This window comes from Pelomonas sp. Root405 (assembly GCF_001425165.1).
Taxonomy (GTDB): Bacteria; Pseudomonadota; Gammaproteobacteria; order Burkholderiales; family Burkholderiaceae_C; genus Pelomonas.
Map to the genome: position 1 here is coordinate 537,503 of NZ_LMDU01000012.1, position 19,155 is coordinate 556,657.

The 19,155-nt window shown below is 68.0% G+C and carries 17 protein-coding genes; 7 read left to right on the forward strand and 10 right to left on the reverse strand.

Translation table 11 applies throughout. The features are described 5' to 3' along the window. The first annotated feature begins 9 nt into the window (after window positions 1-9). Window positions 10-567 (forward strand): PEP-CTERM sorting domain-containing protein, encoded by a 558-nt coding sequence (locus tag ASC81_RS15335; RefSeq protein ID WP_056268773.1) that lies wholly within the window; start codon window positions 10-12, stop codon window positions 565-567. A gap of 61 nt (window positions 568-628) precedes the next feature. Here the strand turns inward: ASC81_RS15335 and ASC81_RS15340 are convergent, their stop codons facing one another. Further along, window positions 629-1,180 carry a hypothetical protein gene (locus tag ASC81_RS15340; protein ID WP_056268774.1) on the reverse strand — a complete coding sequence of 184 codons (552 nt, stop codon included), beginning with the start codon at window positions 1,178-1,180 and terminating at the stop codon, window positions 629-631. Window positions 1,181-1,317: 137 nt separating this feature from the next. Here ASC81_RS15340 and ASC81_RS15345 point away from each other — a divergent pair, with 137 nt between their 5' ends. Genes ASC81_RS15345 through rsmA form a run of 3 tightly spaced genes read left to right on the forward strand, consistent with a single transcriptional unit; the run spans window position 1,318 to window position 5,707 of the window. Beyond that, window positions 1,318-3,648 (forward strand): LPS-assembly protein LptD, encoded by a 2,331-nt coding sequence (locus ASC81_RS15345; RefSeq protein ID WP_056268776.1) that lies wholly within the window; start codon window positions 1,318-1,320, stop codon window positions 3,646-3,648. After that, window positions 3,648-4,943, forward strand: a complete 1,296-nt coding sequence (locus ASC81_RS15350) for a peptidylprolyl isomerase (protein ID WP_235533667.1) — start codon at window positions 3,648-3,650, stop codon at window positions 4,941-4,943. Before ASC81_RS15345 ends, ASC81_RS15350 begins: the two co-directional genes overlap by 1 nt. Further along, a complete protein-coding gene (gene rsmA / locus ASC81_RS15355; RefSeq protein WP_056268779.1) occupies window positions 4,931-5,707 on the forward strand; it encodes a 16S rRNA (adenine(1518)-N(6)/adenine(1519)-N(6))-dimethyltransferase RsmA in 777 nt (258 codons plus the stop codon). Before ASC81_RS15350 ends, rsmA begins: the two co-directional genes overlap by 13 nt. Window positions 5,708-5,926: 219 nt before the next feature. Here the strand turns inward: rsmA and ASC81_RS15360 are convergent, their stop codons facing one another. The 3 genes from ASC81_RS15360 to ASC81_RS15370 all read right to left on the reverse strand — a co-directional run bounded on the left by ASC81_RS15360 (window position 5,927) and on the right by ASC81_RS15370 (window position 9,334). Continuing rightward, complete coding sequence (locus ASC81_RS15360) at window positions 5,927-6,322, reverse strand: barstar family protein (RefSeq protein WP_056268781.1); 396 nt, start codon at window positions 6,320-6,322, stop codon at window positions 5,927-5,929. Window positions 6,323-6,368: 46 nt separating this feature from the next. Next, window positions 6,369-6,803 (reverse strand): ribonuclease domain-containing protein, encoded by a 435-nt coding sequence (locus ASC81_RS15365; protein WP_056268783.1) that lies wholly within the window; start codon window positions 6,801-6,803, stop codon window positions 6,369-6,371. A gap of 233 nt (window positions 6,804-7,036) precedes the next feature. Further along, window positions 7,037-9,334 carry an NADP-dependent malic enzyme gene (locus tag ASC81_RS15370; protein ID WP_056269083.1) on the reverse strand — a complete coding sequence of 766 codons (2,298 nt, stop codon included), beginning with the start codon at window positions 9,332-9,334 and terminating at the stop codon, window positions 7,037-7,039. A 92-nt stretch (window positions 9,335-9,426) separates the two neighbouring features. On the opposite strand from ASC81_RS15370, the gene thiL reads away from it, so the two are divergent. The 3 genes from thiL to ASC81_RS15385 are packed head-to-tail and all read left to right on the forward strand — an operon-like array spanning window position 9,427 to window position 11,391. Beyond that, window positions 9,427-10,365, forward strand: coding sequence for a thiamine-phosphate kinase (thiL, locus tag ASC81_RS15375; protein ID WP_056268784.1), 939 nt, complete (start codon window positions 9,427-9,429; stop codon window positions 10,363-10,365). Further along, window positions 10,362-10,892 carry a phosphatidylglycerophosphatase A gene (locus ASC81_RS15380; protein ID WP_056268786.1) on the forward strand — a complete coding sequence of 177 codons (531 nt, stop codon included), beginning with the start codon at window positions 10,362-10,364 and terminating at the stop codon, window positions 10,890-10,892. Before thiL ends, ASC81_RS15380 begins: the two co-directional genes overlap by 4 nt. Window positions 10,893-10,896: 4 nt before the next feature. Next, window positions 10,897-11,391, forward strand: coding sequence for a CinA family protein (locus ASC81_RS15385; RefSeq protein WP_056268787.1), 495 nt, complete (start codon window positions 10,897-10,899; stop codon window positions 11,389-11,391). Between the two features lie 7 nt (window positions 11,392-11,398). Here ASC81_RS15385 and ASC81_RS15390 read toward each other — a convergent pair whose 3' ends face one another. The 6 genes from ASC81_RS15390 to ASC81_RS15415 are packed head-to-tail and all read right to left on the reverse strand — an operon-like array spanning window position 11,399 to window position 19,093. Beyond that, window positions 11,399-13,792 carry a bifunctional diguanylate cyclase/phosphodiesterase gene (locus tag ASC81_RS15390; protein ID WP_056268789.1) on the reverse strand — a complete coding sequence of 798 codons (2,394 nt, stop codon included), beginning with the start codon at window positions 13,790-13,792 and terminating at the stop codon, window positions 11,399-11,401. 6 nt (window positions 13,793-13,798) lie between these two features. Beyond that, window positions 13,799-14,401, reverse strand: a complete 603-nt coding sequence (locus ASC81_RS15395; RefSeq protein WP_056268791.1) for a methylamine utilization protein — start codon at window positions 14,399-14,401, stop codon at window positions 13,799-13,801. A gap of 40 nt (window positions 14,402-14,441) precedes the next feature. After that, window positions 14,442-15,512, reverse strand: a complete 1,071-nt coding sequence (gene holA / locus ASC81_RS15400) for a DNA polymerase III subunit delta (protein ID WP_056268793.1) — start codon at window positions 15,510-15,512, stop codon at window positions 14,442-14,444. Continuing rightward, a complete protein-coding gene (gene lptE, locus ASC81_RS15405; RefSeq protein WP_056268795.1) occupies window positions 15,512-15,997 on the reverse strand; it encodes an LPS assembly lipoprotein LptE in 486 nt (161 codons plus the stop codon). Before lptE ends, holA begins: the two co-directional genes overlap by 1 nt. After that, entirely contained in the window at window positions 15,997-18,627 is a 2,631-nt protein-coding gene (gene leuS / locus ASC81_RS15410) for a leucine--tRNA ligase (protein ID WP_056268797.1), read from the reverse strand. Before leuS ends, lptE begins: the two co-directional genes overlap by 1 nt. A 40-nt stretch (window positions 18,628-18,667) precedes the next feature. Beyond that, window positions 18,668-19,093: a biopolymer transporter ExbD gene (locus ASC81_RS15415; protein WP_056268799.1), complete on the reverse strand. Its 426-nt coding sequence runs from the start codon at window positions 19,091-19,093 to the stop codon at window positions 18,668-18,670. Between the last annotated feature and the right edge of the window lie 62 nt (window positions 19,094-19,155).

A 19,155-nucleotide genomic window follows, 5' to 3' on the forward strand; every position in this document is an offset into this window, starting at 1 on the left:
CATAAATCCATGACCTTCGCCTCCAAGCTCCTGGCCGCCGCGCTCACCACGGCCAGCCTGCTCGCCGTCAGCCTGCCCGCGCAAGCCGGCCTGATCGGCGCTACCGCCGGCTCGCAGTACTACTTCGACGGCGGTGCCTACAGCGGCGTCCAGAGCTTCACGGTGGACGGCGTCGCCCGTGGCAATTCCTTTGGCTATTTCGACGTGCAGGTCAAGGACAACCAAGTCATTTACGACTACACCGGCAGCGCCACCTGGAGCACAGGCGCCGGCTGGTCGAGCGGCAGCCTCTACATCGAGAACGGCAACCTGCTGAACTTCCTGGGCGCGCCCAACATCACCAACGTCACGCTGGACGCTGGCAGCAACATGGTCGGCTTCAACGCCAGCCGCATCACGTTCGACGCCGATTCCATTGCCGTCAACTGGGCGGGCCTCAACTTCAACGGCAACACCCGCGTCGTGCTGAACGTCAACGCCGGCGCCTTGCCGGAGCCGGCCAGCTACGCGCTGGTGGCCGTCGCCCTGGCCGGCCTGGGCCTGGCCAAGCGCCGCCGCAAGGCCTGATCTCGCGGCGCTCAGCGCAGCGACCCCGCGGCCTCGGCCCCGGGGTCGTTTTTCATGAGGCTCAGCGCAGGCTGAATCCCAACTCGAAGAACTCCGGGAAGCGCGCCTCCAGCGCGCGCTTCAGCGGCCCGAAGGCGACATAGCGGCTCGCCGTCTTGACGATCTGGGCCAGCAGTCGGCGCTGTTCGGGGTGGCCCCGGCCCAGCAGCACGAGGTGCTGGCGCACCGCGCTCCACTCCAGCTGCCGCCAGTACTCGCCGAAGTCGGCCGCCAGCCCCTCGTCGAGCAGGCCGTCGGCACGGCAGGCTTCCCAATGGCGTGCCGCCCAGTCGATCTCCTGGGCTTCGTCCCAGGCGAGCTCCGCCGGGCGCAGCAGGGCGGCAATGCCGTCGGTGACGGCGCCCCGGGGCGCGTCGTCGAGCAGGCGCTGCAGCACGCCGTCCAGGCCGGTCTCCGCGATGCTGACCAGGCCGACGCGCAGGGCGGCCGCGTCAGGCGGCGTCGGAGACACCGGCTGGGCGCGCAGCTCGGCGCAGGCGGCGCGCATCAGACGGTCGGCGTCTTCGGGGTGGGCTTGCAGGGCCTGGATCAGGGCGGAAGTTGGCAGCGTCATTGGGTGAAAGCCCTCGTGGATAATCAAATTCTAAGAACCGCCGGCCCCGGCATCCTCACCGACTCCGAGCCTCCTTGTCGTCCGTGCCGCCCGTGCCGCGCCTGTTCCGCCTACCCCACCCCGCCCGACTGCCCGTCTTGATCGCCCTGGCCCTGTGCGCCTGGGGTGAGGCCTCGGCACAGCAGGCCGAAGCGGCCAGCAGCGTGCAGTTGCGTGGCAGCCGCGTGCTGGGGGCACCGTCCAAGGCGACGGGTACCAAGCCAGCCTTGGTGATCTCCGCGACCAGGCTGACGGCCCAGACGGACCAGCAAGCCGAGGGCACGGACGGCGTCGAACTGCGCTATGGCGAACTGGTGCTGAACACCGACACGCTGAACTACCGCGTCGTCGACGACTTTGCCCGGGCCGAGGGCAATGTGCGCATCGACCACAACGGCAATGTCTTCACCGGGCCGCTGCTGCAGCTCTATGTCAACCGCTTCCAGGGCGAGTTCCTGACGCCGAACTTCTTCCTCGCTGCGACCGGCGGCCGCGGCAAGGCCAAGGTGTTGAAGTTTCAGGACAGCGAGCACATGAGCGCGCTGGAAGGTAGCTACAGCAGCTGCCCGGCGGTGGAGAACCAGGAGCCGGACTGGCAGATCACGGCCAGGGAGCTGCGCATGGATCTGGCAGCCAACGAGGGCCGGGCCGATGGCGCGGTGCTGCGCTTTCTGGGCGTGCCCATCCTGGCCGCGCCGTCCCTGAGCTTCCCGCTCACCTCGGCGCGCAAGTCGGGCTGGCTGCCGCCGAGCATCTTTCTGGACAACCGCGGCGGCCTCGAATTCGGCGTGCCCTACTACTGGAACATCGCGCCGCAGCGCGATGCGACGTTCTCCCCCTTTGTCATGACCAAGCGCGGCGTGGGCCTCGATAGCGAATTCCGCTACCTGGAGCCCGGCCATGCGGGCCGCGTCAACATCGACCTGCTGCCGGGCGACCGCGTCTTCGGCCGCTCACGCTGGGGCTTGAAGTTCAACAACGACGGCGTTCTCGGCGACTGGCGCTACCGGCTCAAGAGCGAGCGCGTGTCCGACGACGACTACTGGAAGGACATGTCGCGCCGCGTCGAGAGCCAGACGCCGCGCCTGCTGGCCGGCGACCTGAAGCTGAACCGGCAGCGCGAGCTGAGCTGGGGCGTCATCGACACCTATGCCCGCATCCAGCGCTGGCAGACGCTGCAGGGCACCGATGTGCCTTCGCAGTTCGATTCCCCCTACCAGCGCAGCCCCCAGGTGGGCGCCCGCCTGACGACGGCGGCGGACGAGGCGGTGCTCGACAGCTTCCGCCCCTGGGGCCGCAAGGCCCGGCTGGAAGGCGGGCTGGAGCTGGAATACAACCGCTTCGACCTGCCCAGCTCGGCATTGCCAGGCCAGGCGCGCGGTGGCCAGCGCGTCCATGCGCTGGGCCACGTCAGCGCGCCGGTGGGTGGCGAGGCCTGGTGGTTGATTCCGCGCGCATCATTCAACGCGGCGGCCTACGACCTGGAACGCCCCGGGCCCGATGGCCGCCGCCGCATGGATCGCATCATCCCGACAGTGAGCGTCGACCACGGCTGGGTCTTCGAACGCGACACCAAGCTGTTCGGCCGTCCGATGCGCCAGAGCCTGGAGCCGCGCCTGCTCTACGTGAACACGCCGTTCCGTGATCAGAGCAGTCTGCCCAACTTCGATGCCGCGGCGAAGGACTTCAACTTCGACTCGATCTACGCCGAGAACCAGTTCTCCGGGGTGGACCGGGTGTCCGATCTGCACGCGGTCAGCGTTGGGGCCACCAGCCGCTGGGTCAGTGCAGCCAAGGGCGAGGAAATCCTGCGCCTGGGCGCCGTGCAGCGCTTCTTGTTCCGCGATCAGCGCATCACGCCCGACGGGCAGCCCGTCACGCAGCGCTTTTCCGATCTGCTACTGGCCGCCGCCGCCCAGCTCGACGAGCGCTGGTGGGCCGACGGCACAGTGCGGTTCAACTCCGATACCGGCCGCTCGGAACGTTCGGTGCTGCGCGTGCGCTACTCGCCGGGCCCCTTCAAGACGGTCAGCGTCGCCTACCGCCTGGCGCGGGCGCAGAGCGAGCAGGTCGAGCTCGCCTGGCAATGGCCCATCTACGGCCAGCCCGTCACCTCGCGCGGTGCCGACAGCAAGGCCTGCGGCGGCGCCTGGTACAGCGCCGGGCGCGTGCAGTATTCGCTGCGCGACCGGCGTCTGACCGATTCGGTCGTCGGCTTCGAGTACGACGCCGGCTGCTGGGTGTGGCGAGTCGGTGTGGAGCGGCTGTCCACCGGGCGTGCCGAGACCAACACGCGGCTGATGCTGCAACTCGAACTTGTCGGCCTGTCACAGCTCGGTTCGAACGCCCTCAATGTCTTGAAGGACAATGTGCCCGGTTACCGAAGGCTGAGCTCCGATCGCTCACCGAGTTCAGATTCCCAACCATGATGCAACGCCTCGCTCCTCTTGTTCTGGCCCTGGCCGCTCTCCATGCCTCGGCCCAGACACCCGCGCTGCAGCCCGGGGACTACATCGCCGCCGTCGTCAACCAGGACGTCGTGGCCGCCAGCGAGGTCGTCCAGCGCACCGAGCGGCTGCGCCAGGAGGCCCGCCAGCGCGGCGAGGTCATGCCCGAGACGGCCGGCCTGCGCAAGCAGGCGCTGGAGGCGCTGATCGAGGATCGCGTCCTCGTCACCTATGCGCGTGAGAACGGCCAGCGTGTCGACGAGGCCGAGCTGGATCGGGTGGTCGCCAACGTGGCAGCGCAGAACAAGCTGACGATGGCCCAGTTGCGTGAGCGCCTCAAAGCCGACGGCACCGATTACAAGAGCTTTCGCGAGAACCTGCGCGATCAGATGATGACCGAGCGTGTGCGTGAGCGCGAGGTGCAGGGCCGCATCCGCGTCACCGACGCCGAGATCGACGCCTATCTTGAAAAGAAGCGTGCCGAGCTGTCGCGCGGCGGGCAGATCAACCTGGCCCAGGTGCTGGTGACCGTGCCCGAGGGCGCCAGCGAAAGCGTCGTTGCCGAACGCCGCGCCCGCGCTGAAGGCGCGCTCGCACGCATCAAGGGCGGTGAGGACTTTGCGAAGGTCGCCCGCGAGGTCTCAGAGGACAGCAACAAGGCCAAGGGCGGCGAGATCGGCCTGCGCGCGGCGGACCGTCTGCCAGACATCTTCATCACCGCCGTCCGCGACCTGAAGAGCGGCGCCGTCGCGCCGGAGCTGCTGCGCAGCGGCGCCGGCTTCCATATCCTGAAGGTCGTCGAGCGCCAGGGCGACGCCTCGCTAACCCAGTCTGTCCAGACCCGCGCACGCCATGTGCTGCTGCGTCCGTCGGCCCAGCTGAGCGCCGAAGTTGCCGCCCGCCGCCTGGCCGAGTTCAAGCGCCAGATCGAAAGCGGCCAGGTCAAGTTCGAGGATGTCGCCAAGGCCAACTCCGAGGACGGGAGTGCCGAAGCCGGCGGTGAGCTGGGCTGGATGGGCGCCGGCGGCTTCGTGCCGGAGTTCGAGGAAGCCATGAACGCGCTGCCGCTGGGCGGCATCTCGGGGCCGGTCGTGTCGCGTTTCGGCGTGCACCTGATCCAGGTGCTGGAGCGCCGCAGCGTCGAGGTCGAGATGAAGACGCTGCGCGATCAGGCCCGTGCTGCGCTGCGCGAGCAGAAGTACGACGAGGCCTACCAGGAGTGGGTCAAGGATCTGCGCACCAAGGCGTTCGTCGAAGTGCGTGAATGGCTCGACTGAGCGGCCAGCACATCCCGCGCAAGCGCTTCGGTCAGCATTTCCTGACCGACCGCATGCTGGTCGAGGCCATCGTCGACCTGATCGCACCGCAGGCCGACGAGACGCTGGTGGAGATCGGGCCCGGCCTGGGCGCATTGACTCTGCCGCTGCTGGCCAGGCACAAGCCGCTGACGGTCATCGAGCTCGACCGTGACCTGGCCGCCAAGCTGCGCGCACGCGACGACGTCGAGGTCATCGAAAGCGACGTGCTGAAGGTGGACTTCCGCGCGCTGGCCGCCGCCAAGGGCGCCAAGCTGCGCGTCGTCGGCAACCTGCCCTACAACATCTCGACGCCCATCCTCTTTCATCTGCTCGACGCGGTGGACGATGTGGTCGATCAGCACTTCATGCTGCAAAAGGAAGTCGTCGACCGCATGGCCGCCGCCCCGGGCGGCAAGGACTACGGGCGGTTGAGCGTGATGCTGCAGTGGCGCTACGACATCGAGTCGGTGCTCGACGTGCCGCCCGAAGCCTTCGACCCGCCGCCGCGTGTCGACTCCGCCATCGTGCGCATGCTGCCGTTGAAGGCGCCGCCTGGCCTAGACCCGGCGCTGCTCGGCGCCCTGGTCACCAGCGCCTTCTCGCAGCGCCGCAAGCTGCTGCGCCACAGCCTCGGCCGTTGGCTGACCGAGCGCGGCTACCAAGGGCACTTCGACCTGCAGCGCCGCGCCGAGGAAGTGCCGGTCGCGGAGTTCATCGCGTTGGCCCTTGAAGTGAAGCTCTAGAAACAAAAACGGGACCCGAGGGTCCCGTTTCGATCGACGAACAGCCGGCTCAGGCTGCGTTCAACCACATCGACGTATCGAAGGCGCTGCACATCATCGGCATGTTCATGCCGAAGTTGGGGTTGCCAATCGTCGTCTTTGCACTTTTCGGTGCAGGCTTCTCAATAACCGGGGCCACCTCAGTAGCCCGCTCCCATGACCCATTTTCTTGGGAGCGGGCTACTGAAAAGAATAGAAGCACCGGAACGCTATCTTTCGGTCGGCCCAGTAATCGGCCGTGTCTCGGAAGACATCGAGCAGCTGTTCGCGCGCCTCGCGGTCGAAGCGCACGTTGTCAGGCAACTGCTCCAGCACGACGACAAAGCCCGGCTGGCTGCCGGCCTTGTGAACGAGGTCGGTCATGCAGTCGTGCAGGGCGTCCAGGTTCTTGCCGAAATGCGCTGGGAACAGAAACGCCTGCGCGATACCGTCGAGCACGTCCTGCTTGGACTGCGCCTCCGACAGATTGGCATACAAGAAATGCTGGCCCGCCTCTTGAGCGGCCTGCATCAAGTCCTCGACTCGGTAGGCCCGGATGGCCTGCACGATATTGGGACGGACGGTCTGCAAAAGCATGGTCGCGTTCCTCCTTTCAAGTCACAAAACTGCTAACCACCGACCTTCACCGGACCGCTTGGGCGCGGATGCGCTTGAAGCTGGCATAGTGATCGTCGGTGTAAAAACAAACCTCTGGCGCGGTCTGGGGTGTGCCGCCGCAAACGAGGCGACGAGCGCCCCGGTTGCGCGCGCTAGGCGTCTTGACCGTGTATTCGCGATAGAAGCCGCGGGCCTTGCGGGGCAGCAGACGCTCGCGATTGCCGAACACCGCGCCGTCTTTGCTATAGGGAAACGGGCCGCCAGCGTGTACGAGCCGGTGTGTTTCCTGAGCCTGGACGGGCAGCTCGCGCAGCTGAATTTCAGCCAGCGCAGGCGTTGCGGTGGAGATCCCATTGCTGGGGGCTTCCTTGGCTTGCGCGCCGCCGGCGAGGCCGGCCAGCAGCAGGGCGGTGGCGACCGCCGAGGCGCCGGAGCGCGCCAGCCAAGAGAGCGAAAACACGGGTTTACCCTGTTCTGAAAACCAACATGGTACCGAAGCGACCCCAAAAGCTCAAGCCAGCACCGAGCGGCAGAGTCTGGAATGGGGTCATGTGAGCCTGCGCTCACGCTGTGCTAAGCCATTGTTTTTATAGGGTCTGTGACTGGCGCATGACGCTAAATCTGGCGTGAAAACTTATGTCAATTGGGGGAGTCCGGCTCGTTCGGCCGTACTTCTCCGTACCTCGGTCGTACTCAGGCGCGGGCGGCGTTGGCATCCGCGACCGTCAGTGCCGTCATGTTGACGATGCGCCGGACGGTGGCAGACGGCGTCAGGATATGCACCGGTTTGGCTGCGCCGAGCAGCACCGGGCCGATGGCGATGCCGCCGCCGGCGGCCGTCTTGAGCAGGTTGTAGGAGATGTTGGCGGCGTCGATATTGGGCAGCACCAGCAGGTTCGCCTCGCCGGTCAGCGGGCTGTGCGGCATCAGTTGCTTGCGATAGCCGGCGTCCAGTGCCGTGTCGCCATGCATTTCGCCGTCGACCTCCAGCCAAGGTGCCAGCTGCTGGATCAGGGCCAGCGTGTCGCGCATCTTCACGGCCGATGGCTTGTCGCTGGTGCCGAAATTGCTGTGCGACAGCAGCGCGGCCTTCGGGCTCAGGCCGAAGCGGCACATCTCCTGCGCAGCCAGGATGGTGATCTCGGCCAGTTGCTCGGCGTTGGGGTCGTAGTTGACGTGGGTATCGACCAGCATGACCTGGCGGCCCGGCAGGATCAGCCCGTTCATGCAGGCGTACGTTTTGACGCCGGCGCGCTTGCCGATGACCTGGTCGATATAGGCCAAATGCGTGGCCGTCGTGCCCCAGGTGCCGCACAGCATGCCGTCGACCTCGCCCTTGTGCAGCAGCATGGCGCTGATCAGCGTCAGGCGGCGACGCATCTCGATCTTGGCGAGCTGCTGGGTGACGCCCTTGCGCTCGGTCATGCGCAGATAGGTCTGCCAATAGTCGCGGTAGCGCTCGTCGTGCTCGACGTTGACGACGTCGTAGTCGCGACCCTGGTGCAGGCGCAGGCCGAAGCGCTCGCAGCGCTCGGCGATGACCTCGGGGCGGCCGATCAGCGTCGGCCGTGCCAGGCCCTCGTCAACGACGACCTGGGCCGCGCGCAGCACGCGCTCTTCCTCACCCTCGGCATAGGCCACCCGCTTGTTGGGGGCACGCTTGGCCGCGCTGAAGATGGGCTTCATCGTGTTGCCCGAAGCGTAGACGAAGCTCTGCAGCTTTTCGCGGTAGGCGTCCCAGTCGGTGATCGGCCGGGCGGCCACGCCGGAGTCAGCCGCCGCCTTCGCAACGGCCGGTGCGATGCGCATCATCAGCCGCGGGTCAAAGGGCTTGGGAATGAGGTATTCAGGCCCGAAGCTCAGCGTCGCACCCACGTAGGCCGCCGCGACCACCTCGCTCTGCTCGGCCTGCGCCAGATCGGCAATCGCATGGACGGCGGCGATCTCCATCTCCACATTGATCGTCGTCGCGCCTGAGTCGAGCGCGCCGCGGAAGATGTAGGGGAAGCACAGGACGTTGTTGACCTGGTTGGGATAGTCCGTGCGGCCTGTCGCCATGATGGCGTCGCTGCGCACGGCCAGCACCTCCTCCGGCAGGATCTCGGGCGTCGGGTTGGCCAGCGCAAAGATCAGCGGCTGCGCGGCCATGGTGGCCACCATGTCGGCCTTCAGCACGCCACCGGCGGACAGGCCCAGGAAGACGTCGGCACCGGCAATCGCCTCGCGCAGGCTGCGCTGGGAAGTCGGCTGAGCGAACACCGCCTTGTCCGGGTCCATCAGTTCGGTGCGACCTTCGTAGACGACGCCGGCCAGGTCAGTCACCCAGATGTTCTCGCGCGGCAGGCCCAGCTTGACGAGCAGGCCCAGGCAGGCGAGGGCCGCCGCACCGGCGCCCGAAGTGACCAGCTTGACCTGCTTGATGTCCTTGCCGACCACCTTGAGGCCGTTCAGGAAGGCAGCGCCGACGACGATGGCCGTGCCGTGCTGGTCATCGTGGAAGACGGGGATCTTCATGCGCTCGCGCAGCTTGCGCTCGACGTAAAAGCAGTCCGGCGCCTTGATGTCTTCGAGGTTGATGCCGCCAAAGGTCGGCTCAAGCGCAGCGATGACGTCGACCAGCTTGTCGAGGTCGTTCTCGGCCACTTCGAGGTCGAAGACGTCGATGCCAGCAAATTTCTTGAACAGGACCGCCTTGCCTTCCATGACCGGCTTGGACGCCAGCGGGCCGATGTTGCCCAGGCCCAGCACGGCCGTGCCGTTGGAGACCACGGCGACCAGGTTGCCGCGCGAGGTGTAGCGGAAGGCATTGGCCGGGTCGGCCACGATTTCCTCGCAGGCCGCAGCCACGCCGGGTGAATAGGCCAACGCCAGGTCGCGCTGGTTGACCAGCGACTTGGTCGCCGCGATGGCGATCTTGCCCGGCGTCGGGAACTCGTGATATTCGAGGGCGGCCTGGCGGAGCTGGGCGCGTTTTTCTTCTGAGCTTGGCATGGCGAGGATCACAAGGGCCGGCGGGGCTGGAATCATGCCACCGCAGTCCGCATCGGGCTGCTGTGGCTATCCACACGCAGACAATCACGGCCATGGGTGAATTCGATTTGATCCGGCGCTACTTCCAGCGTCCCGCGGCGCAAGGGGTCGAGGTCGGCGTGGGCGACGACTGCGCCGTGATCGTGCCGACGCCCGGCGCACGCTGGCTGGTCTCCAGCGACATGCTGGTGGAGGGCAGGCATTTCCTGTCGACCGTCGATGCGGCGCGCCTCGGCCACAAGGCGTTGGCCGTCAACCTCAGCGACTTGGCCGCCTGCGGCGCGACGCCACGAGGCTTCACATTGGCCCTGGCCCTGCCGCGTGTTGACGAAGCCTGGCTGGCCGGTTTCTCGCAGGGTCTGCTGGCGCTGGCCGATGCGCATGCCTGCCCGCTGATCGGTGGTGACACGACGCAAGGGCCACTCAACATCTGCATCACCGTCTTCGGCGAAGCGCCACCGGGGCAGGCTCTGCTGCGCAGCGGCGCGCGTGTGGGCGACGAGATCTGGGTGTCGGGGCGGCTGGGCGATGCGCGCCTCGCGCTGGAGGTGTTCCGCGGCAGGCTGGCGCTCGATGGCGCCGGCTTCGACAGCGCCCGTCTGGCGATGGAATGCCCGACGCCAAGGCTGGCGCTGGGGCAGACCTTGCGGGGCATCGCGACGGCGGCGGTCGATGTGTCGGACGGCCTGCTCGGCGATTTGGGCCACATCCTGACGGCCTCCGGTGTGGGGGCGCGGCTGGATGTCGATGCGCTGCCGCGCAGCGCCGTGCTGACTGCGCAGCCGGCGGCCATGCAGCGCGAATGCCTGCTGGCCGGCGGCGACGACTACGAGCTCGTCTTCACCGCGCCCGCCGGTGCACGCCTGCCCGATGGCGGCGTGACGGTGACGCGCATCGGCGTCATCGAGGCCCAGCCCGGCCTGCGCGTCGTCGATGCGCGCGGCGCCGCTGTCGAGCATGGCCTGCGCAGCTTCGACCACTTCAAGTCATGACCAGCGGCGCACCCGTCCGCCCGACGCTGGCCTTCATGGCACGCCACCCCGCACGCTGGATCGCGCTGGGCTTTGGCAGCGGCCTCGCGCCCAAGGCACCGGGCACGGTGGGCACGCTGTGGGCCTGGGCGGCGTTTGCCGTCATCGCGCCATGGATGGACGACCTGCGCTGGGCGCTGTTGATCGGCGGCGGCACGCTCGTCGGCTGGTGGGCCTGCACGCGCTGCGCCCAGCACATGAACACGGCCGACCCGGGGTCCATCGTCTGGGACGAGGTGTTGGCCTTCTGGCTCATCCTGTGGCTGATCGCACCAGCGGGCCTGCTCGCGCAGCTCATCGCCTTCGGCCTGTTCCGTTTCTTCGACGCCGCCAAGCCCGGACCGGTCGGCTGGGCCGACCGGCTGTTCAAGGGCCAGCGCGGCGGCCATGTCAGCTGGGGCCAGGGCTGGGGCATCCTGTTCGACGACTTCGTCGCGGCCGGCTGTACCCTCGCCGTCATCGCGCTCTACCGCTTCATCATGGGGTGATGCCATGACCCACGACCTTGAACTGATCGACCGAATCGCCGTGGCGCTGATGCAGCGTCGCGAGCGCATCGGCACGGCAGAGAGCTGCACCGGCGGCCTCATCGCCGCGGCCTGCACCAGCTTGGCGGGCTCCAGCGCCTGGTTCGAGCGCGGCGTCGTCAGCTACAGCAACGAAGCCAAGGGCGAGCTGCTGGGCGTGCCCAAGGGCTTGATCGCGCTGCACGGTGCCGTCAGCGCCGAGGTCGCCGAGCACATGGCGCGAGGCCTGCTGGCCCATGCGCCCATCGACTGGTCGCTGTCGGTCACCGGCATCGCCGGCCCCACCGGCGGCAGCGAGGCCAAGCCGGTCGGCACGGTCTGGCTGGCGCTGGTGCACGCCGGCCGGCCGGCGCAGGTCTGGCGCGAGCACTTCAGCGGCGACCGCCAGGCGGTGCGCGCCCAGACCGTGACGGCGGGGCTGAGGGCGCTGTGCGAAGCGCTGGAAGATCGCGACAACTAGGCGGCGATCAACCCAGCTTCGCCATGACGCTCTCGGCCGTCAGCGCCGACGCGTCGGGCGGCTGCCAGCTCCGCGCCCAGGCGATGAACTGCTCCTGCGGCATCGGCTTGCAGATGTAGTAGCCCTGGCCTTCGTCGCAGCCCAGGCGCGACAGCATGGCCCAGGCCTTGATGGTTTCCACGCCTTCGGCCACCACGGTGAGGCCAAGGTTGTGGGCCAGCTCGATGGTCGAGCGCACGATGCGCGCATCGTCCAGGTCGCGCTCCATGGCCATGACAAAGCTCTTGTCGATCTTGAGCTCATCCACCGGCAGGCGCTTCAGGTAGGCGAGCGAGGAGTAGCCGGTGCCGAAGTCGTCGATGGACAGCTTGAAGCCCATCGCATGCAGGTGCTCCAGCGTCGACAGCGCCCGCTCGGGGTCGTCCATGATGGCGCTCTCGGTGATCTCCAGGCACAGCGTCTCGGGTGCAACCTGCAGCGGTGCCACCATGGCCTCGATCTTGGCCGGCAGGTCCTGGTCCATCAGGTCGCGCGTTGACAGGTTGACCGACAGCCGCAGCGTCAGGCCCGCGTCCGCAGCCTGCCGCGCGAACCGCGCTGCGTTGGAAAGCACCCAGGCGCTGAGCAAGCGGATGAAGCCGGTCTGCTCGGCGAACGGGATGAACTGCATCGGCGGCACCAGACCCCGCGTGGGGTGCTGCCAGCGCACCAGCGCCTCGGCGCCGACGACGCGGCCGTGGATCAGGTCGATCTTGGGCTGCAGGTACAGGCGCAGTTCTTCCTGCTCGACGGCATGCCGCAGCTCCGTCAGCAGTGACAGCGACTCCTGGCTGCCGGCATCGAGCTGCGCGTGATAGATGAGGCTGCCGCACTGCCGCGTCTTGGCCGCATACATGGCCAGCTCGGCACGGCCCAGCAGCAGGTTGACGTCATGGCCATGTTCGGGGAAAAGGGCGATGCCGATGCCCGCGCCCAGGTCGATGGTCTCGTTGTCGATCTGCAGGGGGCGCTCGAAGTCCTTCAGGATGGCCAGCGCCGCTTCGCTGGCGGCATGGGCGTCGGTGTGGGCCAGCAGCACGGCAAACTCGTCGCCCGACAGCCGCGCCAGCACCGAGTGGGCCGGCGCGCACAGCGCCCGCAGCCGCTCGGCCACGCTTTGCAACAGGCGGTCGCCGACATCGTGGCCCAGCACGTCGTTGACATGCTTGAAGCGGTCGAGGTCCAGCATCAGCACCGCGCCCGGCGTGTCGCTGTTGCTCAGGTGGTGTTGCAGGAATTCGGCAAAGCGCGCGCGGTTGGGCAGCAGGGTCAGCGGGTCGACATAGGCCAGGTTGTTGACCAGGGCGTCGCGGCGGCGGATGCCCTCGCGCATGCTCTCCAGCGCCAGCGCCAGCTTGTGCACTTCGTCCAGGCGCGAGGTCGACGGCACCGGTGTGTCGTAGTCACCGCGTTCCAGGCGCCGCGCCGAGGCCGACAGCGCCGTGATGGGCCCGCTGATGCCGCGCGCCAACAGCACGCTGACGAGGGCGAAGACGGCGACGCCCAGCACCGTCAGGCCGAGCAGCACCAACTGCAGTTGCCGGTAGGGCGCCAGCGCCCCATCCAGCGAACGCAGCAGCAGCACACCCAGCGGCTGCTCGCCACCGATCAGCGCGACGAAGCGTGCGCGCATGCGCTCGCCGGCCAGCTCAATGCTGCCGTCCGCCGGCGCGGCCTGGCCAAGGCTGGCTCGCAGCGCCGTGCCGGCCTTGCCATCAAGGTTGTCGACGACGCTCAGCCACTGCTTGTCCGGCGTCTGCAGCAGCACGACGCTCTGCAGCTCCGACAGCGCCTGGAGGTCGTCCAGCACCTCGCGGTCCAGCGCAAAGCCCATCAGCACCCAGCCCACCGGCGCGGGCGTGCGCACCTCCACGGCAACGACCTGGTAGACCCGGTCGCCCTGCACGGCCAGCGCGGCGCCGTCATTGCTCTGGATCAGCGCGCGCAGCGCCGTGCCGAAGGCCGCCGCGCCGTCTCGCGTTGCGGCCACGAGTTGCTGCTGGTCGTCGAAATAGGCGACGACAGAGGCGCCGACGCGTTCGCCCTGGTTGACGAGGGCGTCCTTGATGGTCTCGACCGTGCCGGCCTCGGCCAATGAGAGGCCCACGGTGCTGCGGAACCCGTAGTCCTTGGCCAGCAGCTCGGCTGCGTCATGCAGCTTGCCGGCACGCTGCGCCAGCAGCCGGCGCAGCACGCGTTCGCCCGTCTGCAGCTCGGCGGCCAGCGAGGCCTCGGCGTTTCGCGTGATGCTGGCGCGGATGGCGAAGAAGCTCACCAGCTGCACGACCAGCAGCAGCGCCAGGAACAGGGCGACGATGCGCCCCTCCAGGCGGCGCAGGTTCAGCCAGGCAGGCAAGCGCATGCGGGGTCAGTCCGCCAGCGTCAGCACGCTGGTGCCGCCGGCCGCGGGCACGTCGAGCTTGAGGCTTTGCAGCGTGGGCGACTTCTGGCCGGGGCGCCAGGCCTTGACGGCATGCTCGCCGGCGGGCAGGTCGAAGCTGGCCTGGCCCTTGTCGTCGGTGCGCCCGAAGACCGGCGTGTCGACGACGACGACATGGGCGCTCATGCGGTCGTGGATATTGCAGCCCAGCGCCGCCACGCCGGGTTTGTCGAAGACGACGGGCTCGGTCGGCGTGCCGGTATAGAGCTTGATGTCGATGACCTTGATCGGCGAGAACGAATAGACGTGGTGCCGCACGGTGTCGAAGTTGGGAAAGTTGACGGCCGTGCCGGTCTGCACGATCAGCAGCTGCGGCGTGAACTGGCGCTCACGCTGGCCGACGTCCGCCTTGGCTGTGCTGGTCTTGCCGACCCTGCCCTTGACCTCGATGGCGACCGCGGCACCCGCCAGCGGCTGGCCGGTCGGGCCGCGCAACTGCACCGTGACGGGCACGGCCTGCGCGGTGAGCGAGCCCAGCGCGAGAGCCGCGGAAATGAGGGCGTGACGAAGGGCGTGAAGTGGCGTCGGCATGGCGGCAGGTTTTTCCGCCCCGACGATAGCCGATGCGGGCTCAGCGAACCGTGAGAACTGCCCCGGTTTTGGCGCCTGCGGCACCCGCCAGCATCAGCGCCAGGCGCCGCAGCCCGGCCCATGGCGCGGATGGCCAGTCCGGGTGGCGCAAGCCCTTCACGAGGCCGTCGCAGATCTGCGCGGCTTGAACGAGGGCACCGGCCTGCGCGGCATCGAGCCGCGGCGCGATGCGCTCGATGAGGCGCTCCTTCGCGCCCCAGACGCGCGCCTCGCGCAGCGCCAGCGGCAGTGGCTTGCCGGCGTCCAGCGCGGCGCGCACGCGGGCCAGCGCCCGGGCGTCTTCGGCCAGCGTCCAGTGCACCAGCACGGCGGCCTCGCCCTCGGCCTCCAGGCCGTCGAGCATGCGCAGCAGCCGCGGCACGGCGCCCGACAGCACGGCCTCGCTGAGCTTGAAGACGTCGAAGCGGGCGACGTCCAGCACGGCGGCCTCGATCTGTTCCAGCGACAGCTCGCCCTTCGGATGCAGCAGCGCGAGCTTCTGCAGCTCCTGGTGGGCGGCGAGCAGGTTGCCCTCGACGCGGTCGGCGAAGAAGGCAAGCGCCCGCTGGCCGTCCTCGCCCTCGGGCACGGACTGGCCCTGGGCCTTGAGGCGCTGCGCCAGCCACGCGGGGAGCATGCGGCGTTCGACGGGCTCGACGCGGATCGACGCGCCGTTGCCGTCCAGCGCCGTGAACCAGGCGCTCGCCAACTGCGTCTTGTCCAGACGCGGCAGTGTCACCAGCGTCAGCACATCGTCGGGCGCGGCCTGCGCATAGCGCTGCAACGCGTCGGAGCCGTCCTTGCCCGGCTTGCCGCTCGGGATGCGGATCTCGATGAACTGGCGCTCGGCAAACAGGCTCATCGCCTGGGCGGCCGCCAGCACCGGCGCCCAGTCGAAATAGGCACCGCTGACGATGAAGACCTGGCGCTCGCCAAAACCGTTGGCGCGCGCGGCGGCGCGGATCTGGTCGGCCGCCTCTTGCGCCAGCAGCGGCTCGTCGCCATGGACGGTGTAGATGCGGGCCAGACCCTTGCTCAGGTGGGCGCTCAGGCCTTCGGCGCGGAGCTGCATCAGTTCGGGAGCTTGACGGCTGCCAGGCGGCGCATCACCTGGGCGATGGCGTCGGACTGCATGGCCCCGTAAAGGTTGGCGGCCTCCTGCTCCTTGGCCAGCGCGGCGCTTTCGGTGAAGTTCATGTCACGCGCCAGGCGCAACTCGACCTTGGGCACAAGCAGCTCGCCGCTGGCCGTGCGGATCAGGTAGTCGAACTGCAGGCGCAGCTGAAACTCGCGCACCTGGCCGGCGCTGTTGGACGCGACGACCGTGCGGTCGCGGTGCTCCAGCAGCGCCTCCAGCACGACCTGGGCGCGCGCCGGGTCGTCGAGCAGTTGCACCGGTGTGCGCTTGATCTGGCGCTTGAGGCCGGCGGCGAGCGGGGAGTCGGCCGGAAAGCCGGTCAGCGCCAGCGTCTGGAAGGGCAGCACCGGCTCGCGGCGAAGCTCGAAACCGCAGCCGGCAAGGGCGGCGACGCTCAACAGGGCGAGGCGACGATTCATCAGACGACGATGTTGACGAGCCGGCCGGGCACGATGACGACCTTCTTCGGCGCCCGGCCTTCGCTGAACTTCGCGTACTCCTCGGTCGCCAGCGCTGCAGCTTCGATGGCCGCCTTGTCGGCCGACGCAGGCACCTTGACCGAGCCGCGCAGCTTGCCGTTGACCTGCAGCATCAGCTCGATCTCGTCCTGCACCAGCGCGGCCTCGTCGACCGTCGGCCAGGGCGCGTCGAGCAGGTCGCCCAGTTCGGCGGCGAAGCCGAGGTCCTGCCAGAGCTGGTGGGCGATGTGCGGCGTGGCGGGGTAGAGCACGCGCAACAGCACCGAGAAGCCATCGCGCACCGCGGCCGACTGGCCTTCGGCCTTGAAGCCTTCGAGTGCATTCAACAGCTTCATCGCACCGGAGACGACGGTGTTGTACTGCATACGCTCGTAGTCGTAGCTGACCTGCTTGAGCACGTTGTGCACCTCGCGGCGCAGTGCTTTGCCGTCGCCGCTCAGCGCGGCGTAGTCCTGGCCACCGGACTTGATGGCATCCGCGTTGCGCGCGCCGAAGTTCCACACGCGCTTTAGGAAGCGGTGCGCGCCCTCGACGGCCGCGTCGTTCCACTCCAGCGTCTGCTCCGGGGGGCTTGCGAACATGACGAACAGGCGGGCCGTGTCGGCGCCGTACTGGTCGATCAGCGCCTGCGGGTCCACGCCGTTGTTCTTCGACTTGGACATGGTCGTCATCTCGTACTCGAGCGGCGTGCCGTCCTTCTTCAGCTTCGCGCCGGCGATGCCGCCCTTGTCGTCGTGGATGACGTCGATCTCGTGGTCCCAGTAGTAGTCCTTGCCACCGCCTTCAGGCTTGTGGAAGAACGCGCCCTTCAAGACCATGCCCTGCGTCAGCAGCTTTTCGAACGGCTCGCTGATCGTCACCAGGCCCAGGTCGCGCATCGCCTTGGTCCAGAAGCGCGCGTACAGCAGGTGCAGGATGGCGTGTTCGATGCCGCCGATGTACTGGTTCATCGGCATCCAGTACTTGGTGCCGTCCGCGACCATGGCCTGGTCATTGGTCGGATCGCAATAGCGCATGAAATACCACGACGAATCGACGAACGTGTCCATCGTGTCCGTCTCGCGCTTGGCCGGCTTGCCGCAGCTCGGGCAGGCGACGTTCAGGAAGGCCGCGTGCTTGTTTAGCGGGTTGCCGCTGCCGTCCGGGATCAGGTCGTCGGGCAACACGACGGGTAGATCCTTCTCGGGGACCGGCACCACGCCACACGTCTCGCAATGAATGATCGGGATCGGCGTGCCCCAGTAGCGCTGGCGGCTGACGCCCCAGTCGCGCAGGCGCCAGGTGGTCTTCTTCTCGCCCAGGCCCTTGTCAGCCAGCAACTCGGCGACCTTGTTGACGGCGTCGACATGCGACAGGCCATCCAGCACGCCGGAGTTGATGCAGCGCGCCTTCTGCTTGTCGCCGTACCACTCGGCCCACTTCCTGTTGTCGTAGGCCTGGCCGTCGACGTCGATGACCTGCTTGATCGGCAACTGGTACTTCAGCGCGAACGCGAAGTCGCGTTCGTCATGCGCCGGCACGCCCATCACAGCGCCGTCGCCGTAGCTCATCAGCACGTAGTTGCCGACCCAGACCTCGACCTGCGCGCCAGTGATCGGGTGCGTGACGAACAGGCCCGTGGGCACGCCCTTCTTGTCCTGCGTGGCCAGCTCGGCCTCGGTCGTGCCGCCGGCCTTGCATTCCTCGATGAAGCGGGCGACTTCCGGCTTGTCCTTGGCTGCGTGCGTCGCCAGAGGATGCTCCGGCGCCACGGCGCAGAAGGTCACGCCCATGATGGTGTCGGCGCGGGTCGTGAACACCCACAGCCGCCCGCCACCGCCGTCGATGGTGTGCGGGAACGCGAAGCGCACGCCCTGGCTCTTGCCGATCCAGTTCTCCTGCATCAGCCGTACGCGCTCTGGCCAGCCGGACAGGTAGTTCGGGTCGGTCGGATCTGCGACCGCCGACAGCAGCTCCTCGGCGTACTGCGTGATCTTCAGGTAGTAGCCGGGGATCTCGCGCTTCTCCACCAGCGCGCCCGAGCGCCAGCCGCGGCCGTCGATGACCTGCTCGTTGGCGAGCACCGTCTGGTCCACCGGGTCCCAGTTGACGACCTGGGTGCGGCGCTCGGCGATGCCCTTCTCCAGCATCTTCAGGAACAGCCACTGGTTCCATTTGTAGTAGCTGGGCTGGCAGGTCGCGACCTCGCGGCTCCAGTCGATGGCCAAGCCCATGGCCTGCATCTGGCCCTTCATGTGGGCGATGTTGGAGTAGGTCCACTGCGCGGGCGGCACCTTGCCCTTCATCGCGGCGTTCTCGGCCGGCAGGCCGAAGGCGTCCCAGCCCATGGGCATCAGGACGTTGAAACCCTTCATGCGCAGCTGGCGGGCCAGCATGTCGTTGATCGTGTAGTTGCGCACATGGCCCATGTGCAGCTTGCCCGAAGGGTAGGGCAGCATGGAGCAGGCGTAGAAGTGCGGCTTGCTGGCGTCCTCAGTGACGCGGTAGGCGTCGCGCTCCGTCCAGTAGGCACGGGCGGCGGCTTCGATCTCGTTGGGCTTGTAGCTGGGCGCTTCGGTTGGGGCGTTCATGCACCGAATTCTAGGTGCCGCCTCTGCGGCGACCCTTCGGTCACGGGGCTGAAGCGGCGGCCTGTGCGACGAAGGCGATGCGGTTCAAGCCCGCGGCCTGCACCCAGCCGATCAGCTCGGCGACCTGGCCATAGGGCACGGACCGGTCGGCGCGCAGTTGCACTTCCAATTGCGCATTAGCCCGACCGAGATCGCTGATGCGCTGCTGGAAGGCCTTCGGCGTCAGTTCGTCCTCATCGATGTGGAGCTTGCCGTCCGGCGTGATGGCCACGGCGATGAAGCTCGGCGCATCGCTCGGCGTGGCAGCCTCGCTCTTGGGCAGGTCCAGGCGCAGCGAGGCGGTCATCAGCGGCGCGGTGATCATGAAGATGACCAGCAGCACCAGCATGACGTCGATCAGCGGCGTCATGTTGATGTCGCTCATCGGGCGAGCGGCGTCGGTTCGTTCGAGCCGACCGAAACTCATGACCGCCCCTCGCCCGGCGAATACGCCAGGCGGTCCCCCGCGGGGACATGCGCCGGCTTGGG

Coding starts and splice junctions, on each gene's coding strand:
- ASC81_RS15335 (WP_056268773.1), top strand. CDS start 10: ATGACCTTCGCCTCCAAGCTCCTGGCCGCCGCGCTCACCACGGCCAGC.
- ASC81_RS15340 (WP_056268774.1), bottom strand. CDS start 1,180: ATGACGCTGCCAACTTCCGCCCTGATCCAGGCCCTGCAAGCCCACCCC.
- ASC81_RS15350 (WP_235533667.1), top strand. CDS start 3,648: ATGCAACGCCTCGCTCCTCTTGTTCTGGCCCTGGCCGCTCTCCATGCC.
- rsmA (WP_056268779.1), top strand. CDS start 4,931: ATGGCTCGACTGAGCGGCCAGCACATCCCGCGCAAGCGCTTCGGTCAG.
- ASC81_RS15360 (WP_056268781.1), bottom strand. CDS start 6,322: ATGCTTTTGCAGACCGTCCGTCCCAATATCGTGCAGGCCATCCGGGCC.
- ASC81_RS15370 (WP_056269083.1), bottom strand. CDS start 9,334: ATGCCAAGCTCAGAAGAAAAACGCGCCCAGCTCCGCCAGGCCGCCCTC.
- thiL (WP_056268784.1), top strand. CDS start 9,427: ATGGGTGAATTCGATTTGATCCGGCGCTACTTCCAGCGTCCCGCGGCG.
- ASC81_RS15380 (WP_056268786.1), top strand. CDS start 10,362: ATGACCAGCGGCGCACCCGTCCGCCCGACGCTGGCCTTCATGGCACGC.
- ASC81_RS15385 (WP_056268787.1), top strand. CDS start 10,897: ATGACCCACGACCTTGAACTGATCGACCGAATCGCCGTGGCGCTGATG.
- ASC81_RS15390 (WP_056268789.1), bottom strand. CDS start 13,792: ATGCGCTTGCCTGCCTGGCTGAACCTGCGCCGCCTGGAGGGGCGCATC.
- ASC81_RS15395 (WP_056268791.1), bottom strand. CDS start 14,401: ATGCCGACGCCACTTCACGCCCTTCGTCACGCCCTCATTTCCGCGGCT.
- holA (WP_056268793.1), bottom strand. CDS start 15,512: ATGCAGCTCCGCGCCGAAGGCCTGAGCGCCCACCTGAGCAAGGGTCTG.
- lptE (WP_056268795.1), bottom strand. CDS start 15,997: ATGAATCGTCGCCTCGCCCTGTTGAGCGTCGCCGCCCTTGCCGGCTGC.
- leuS (WP_056268797.1), bottom strand. CDS start 18,627: ATGAACGCCCCAACCGAAGCGCCCAGCTACAAGCCCAACGAGATCGAA.
- ASC81_RS15415 (WP_056268799.1), bottom strand. CDS start 19,093: ATGAGTTTCGGTCGGCTCGAACGAACCGACGCCGCTCGCCCGATGAGC.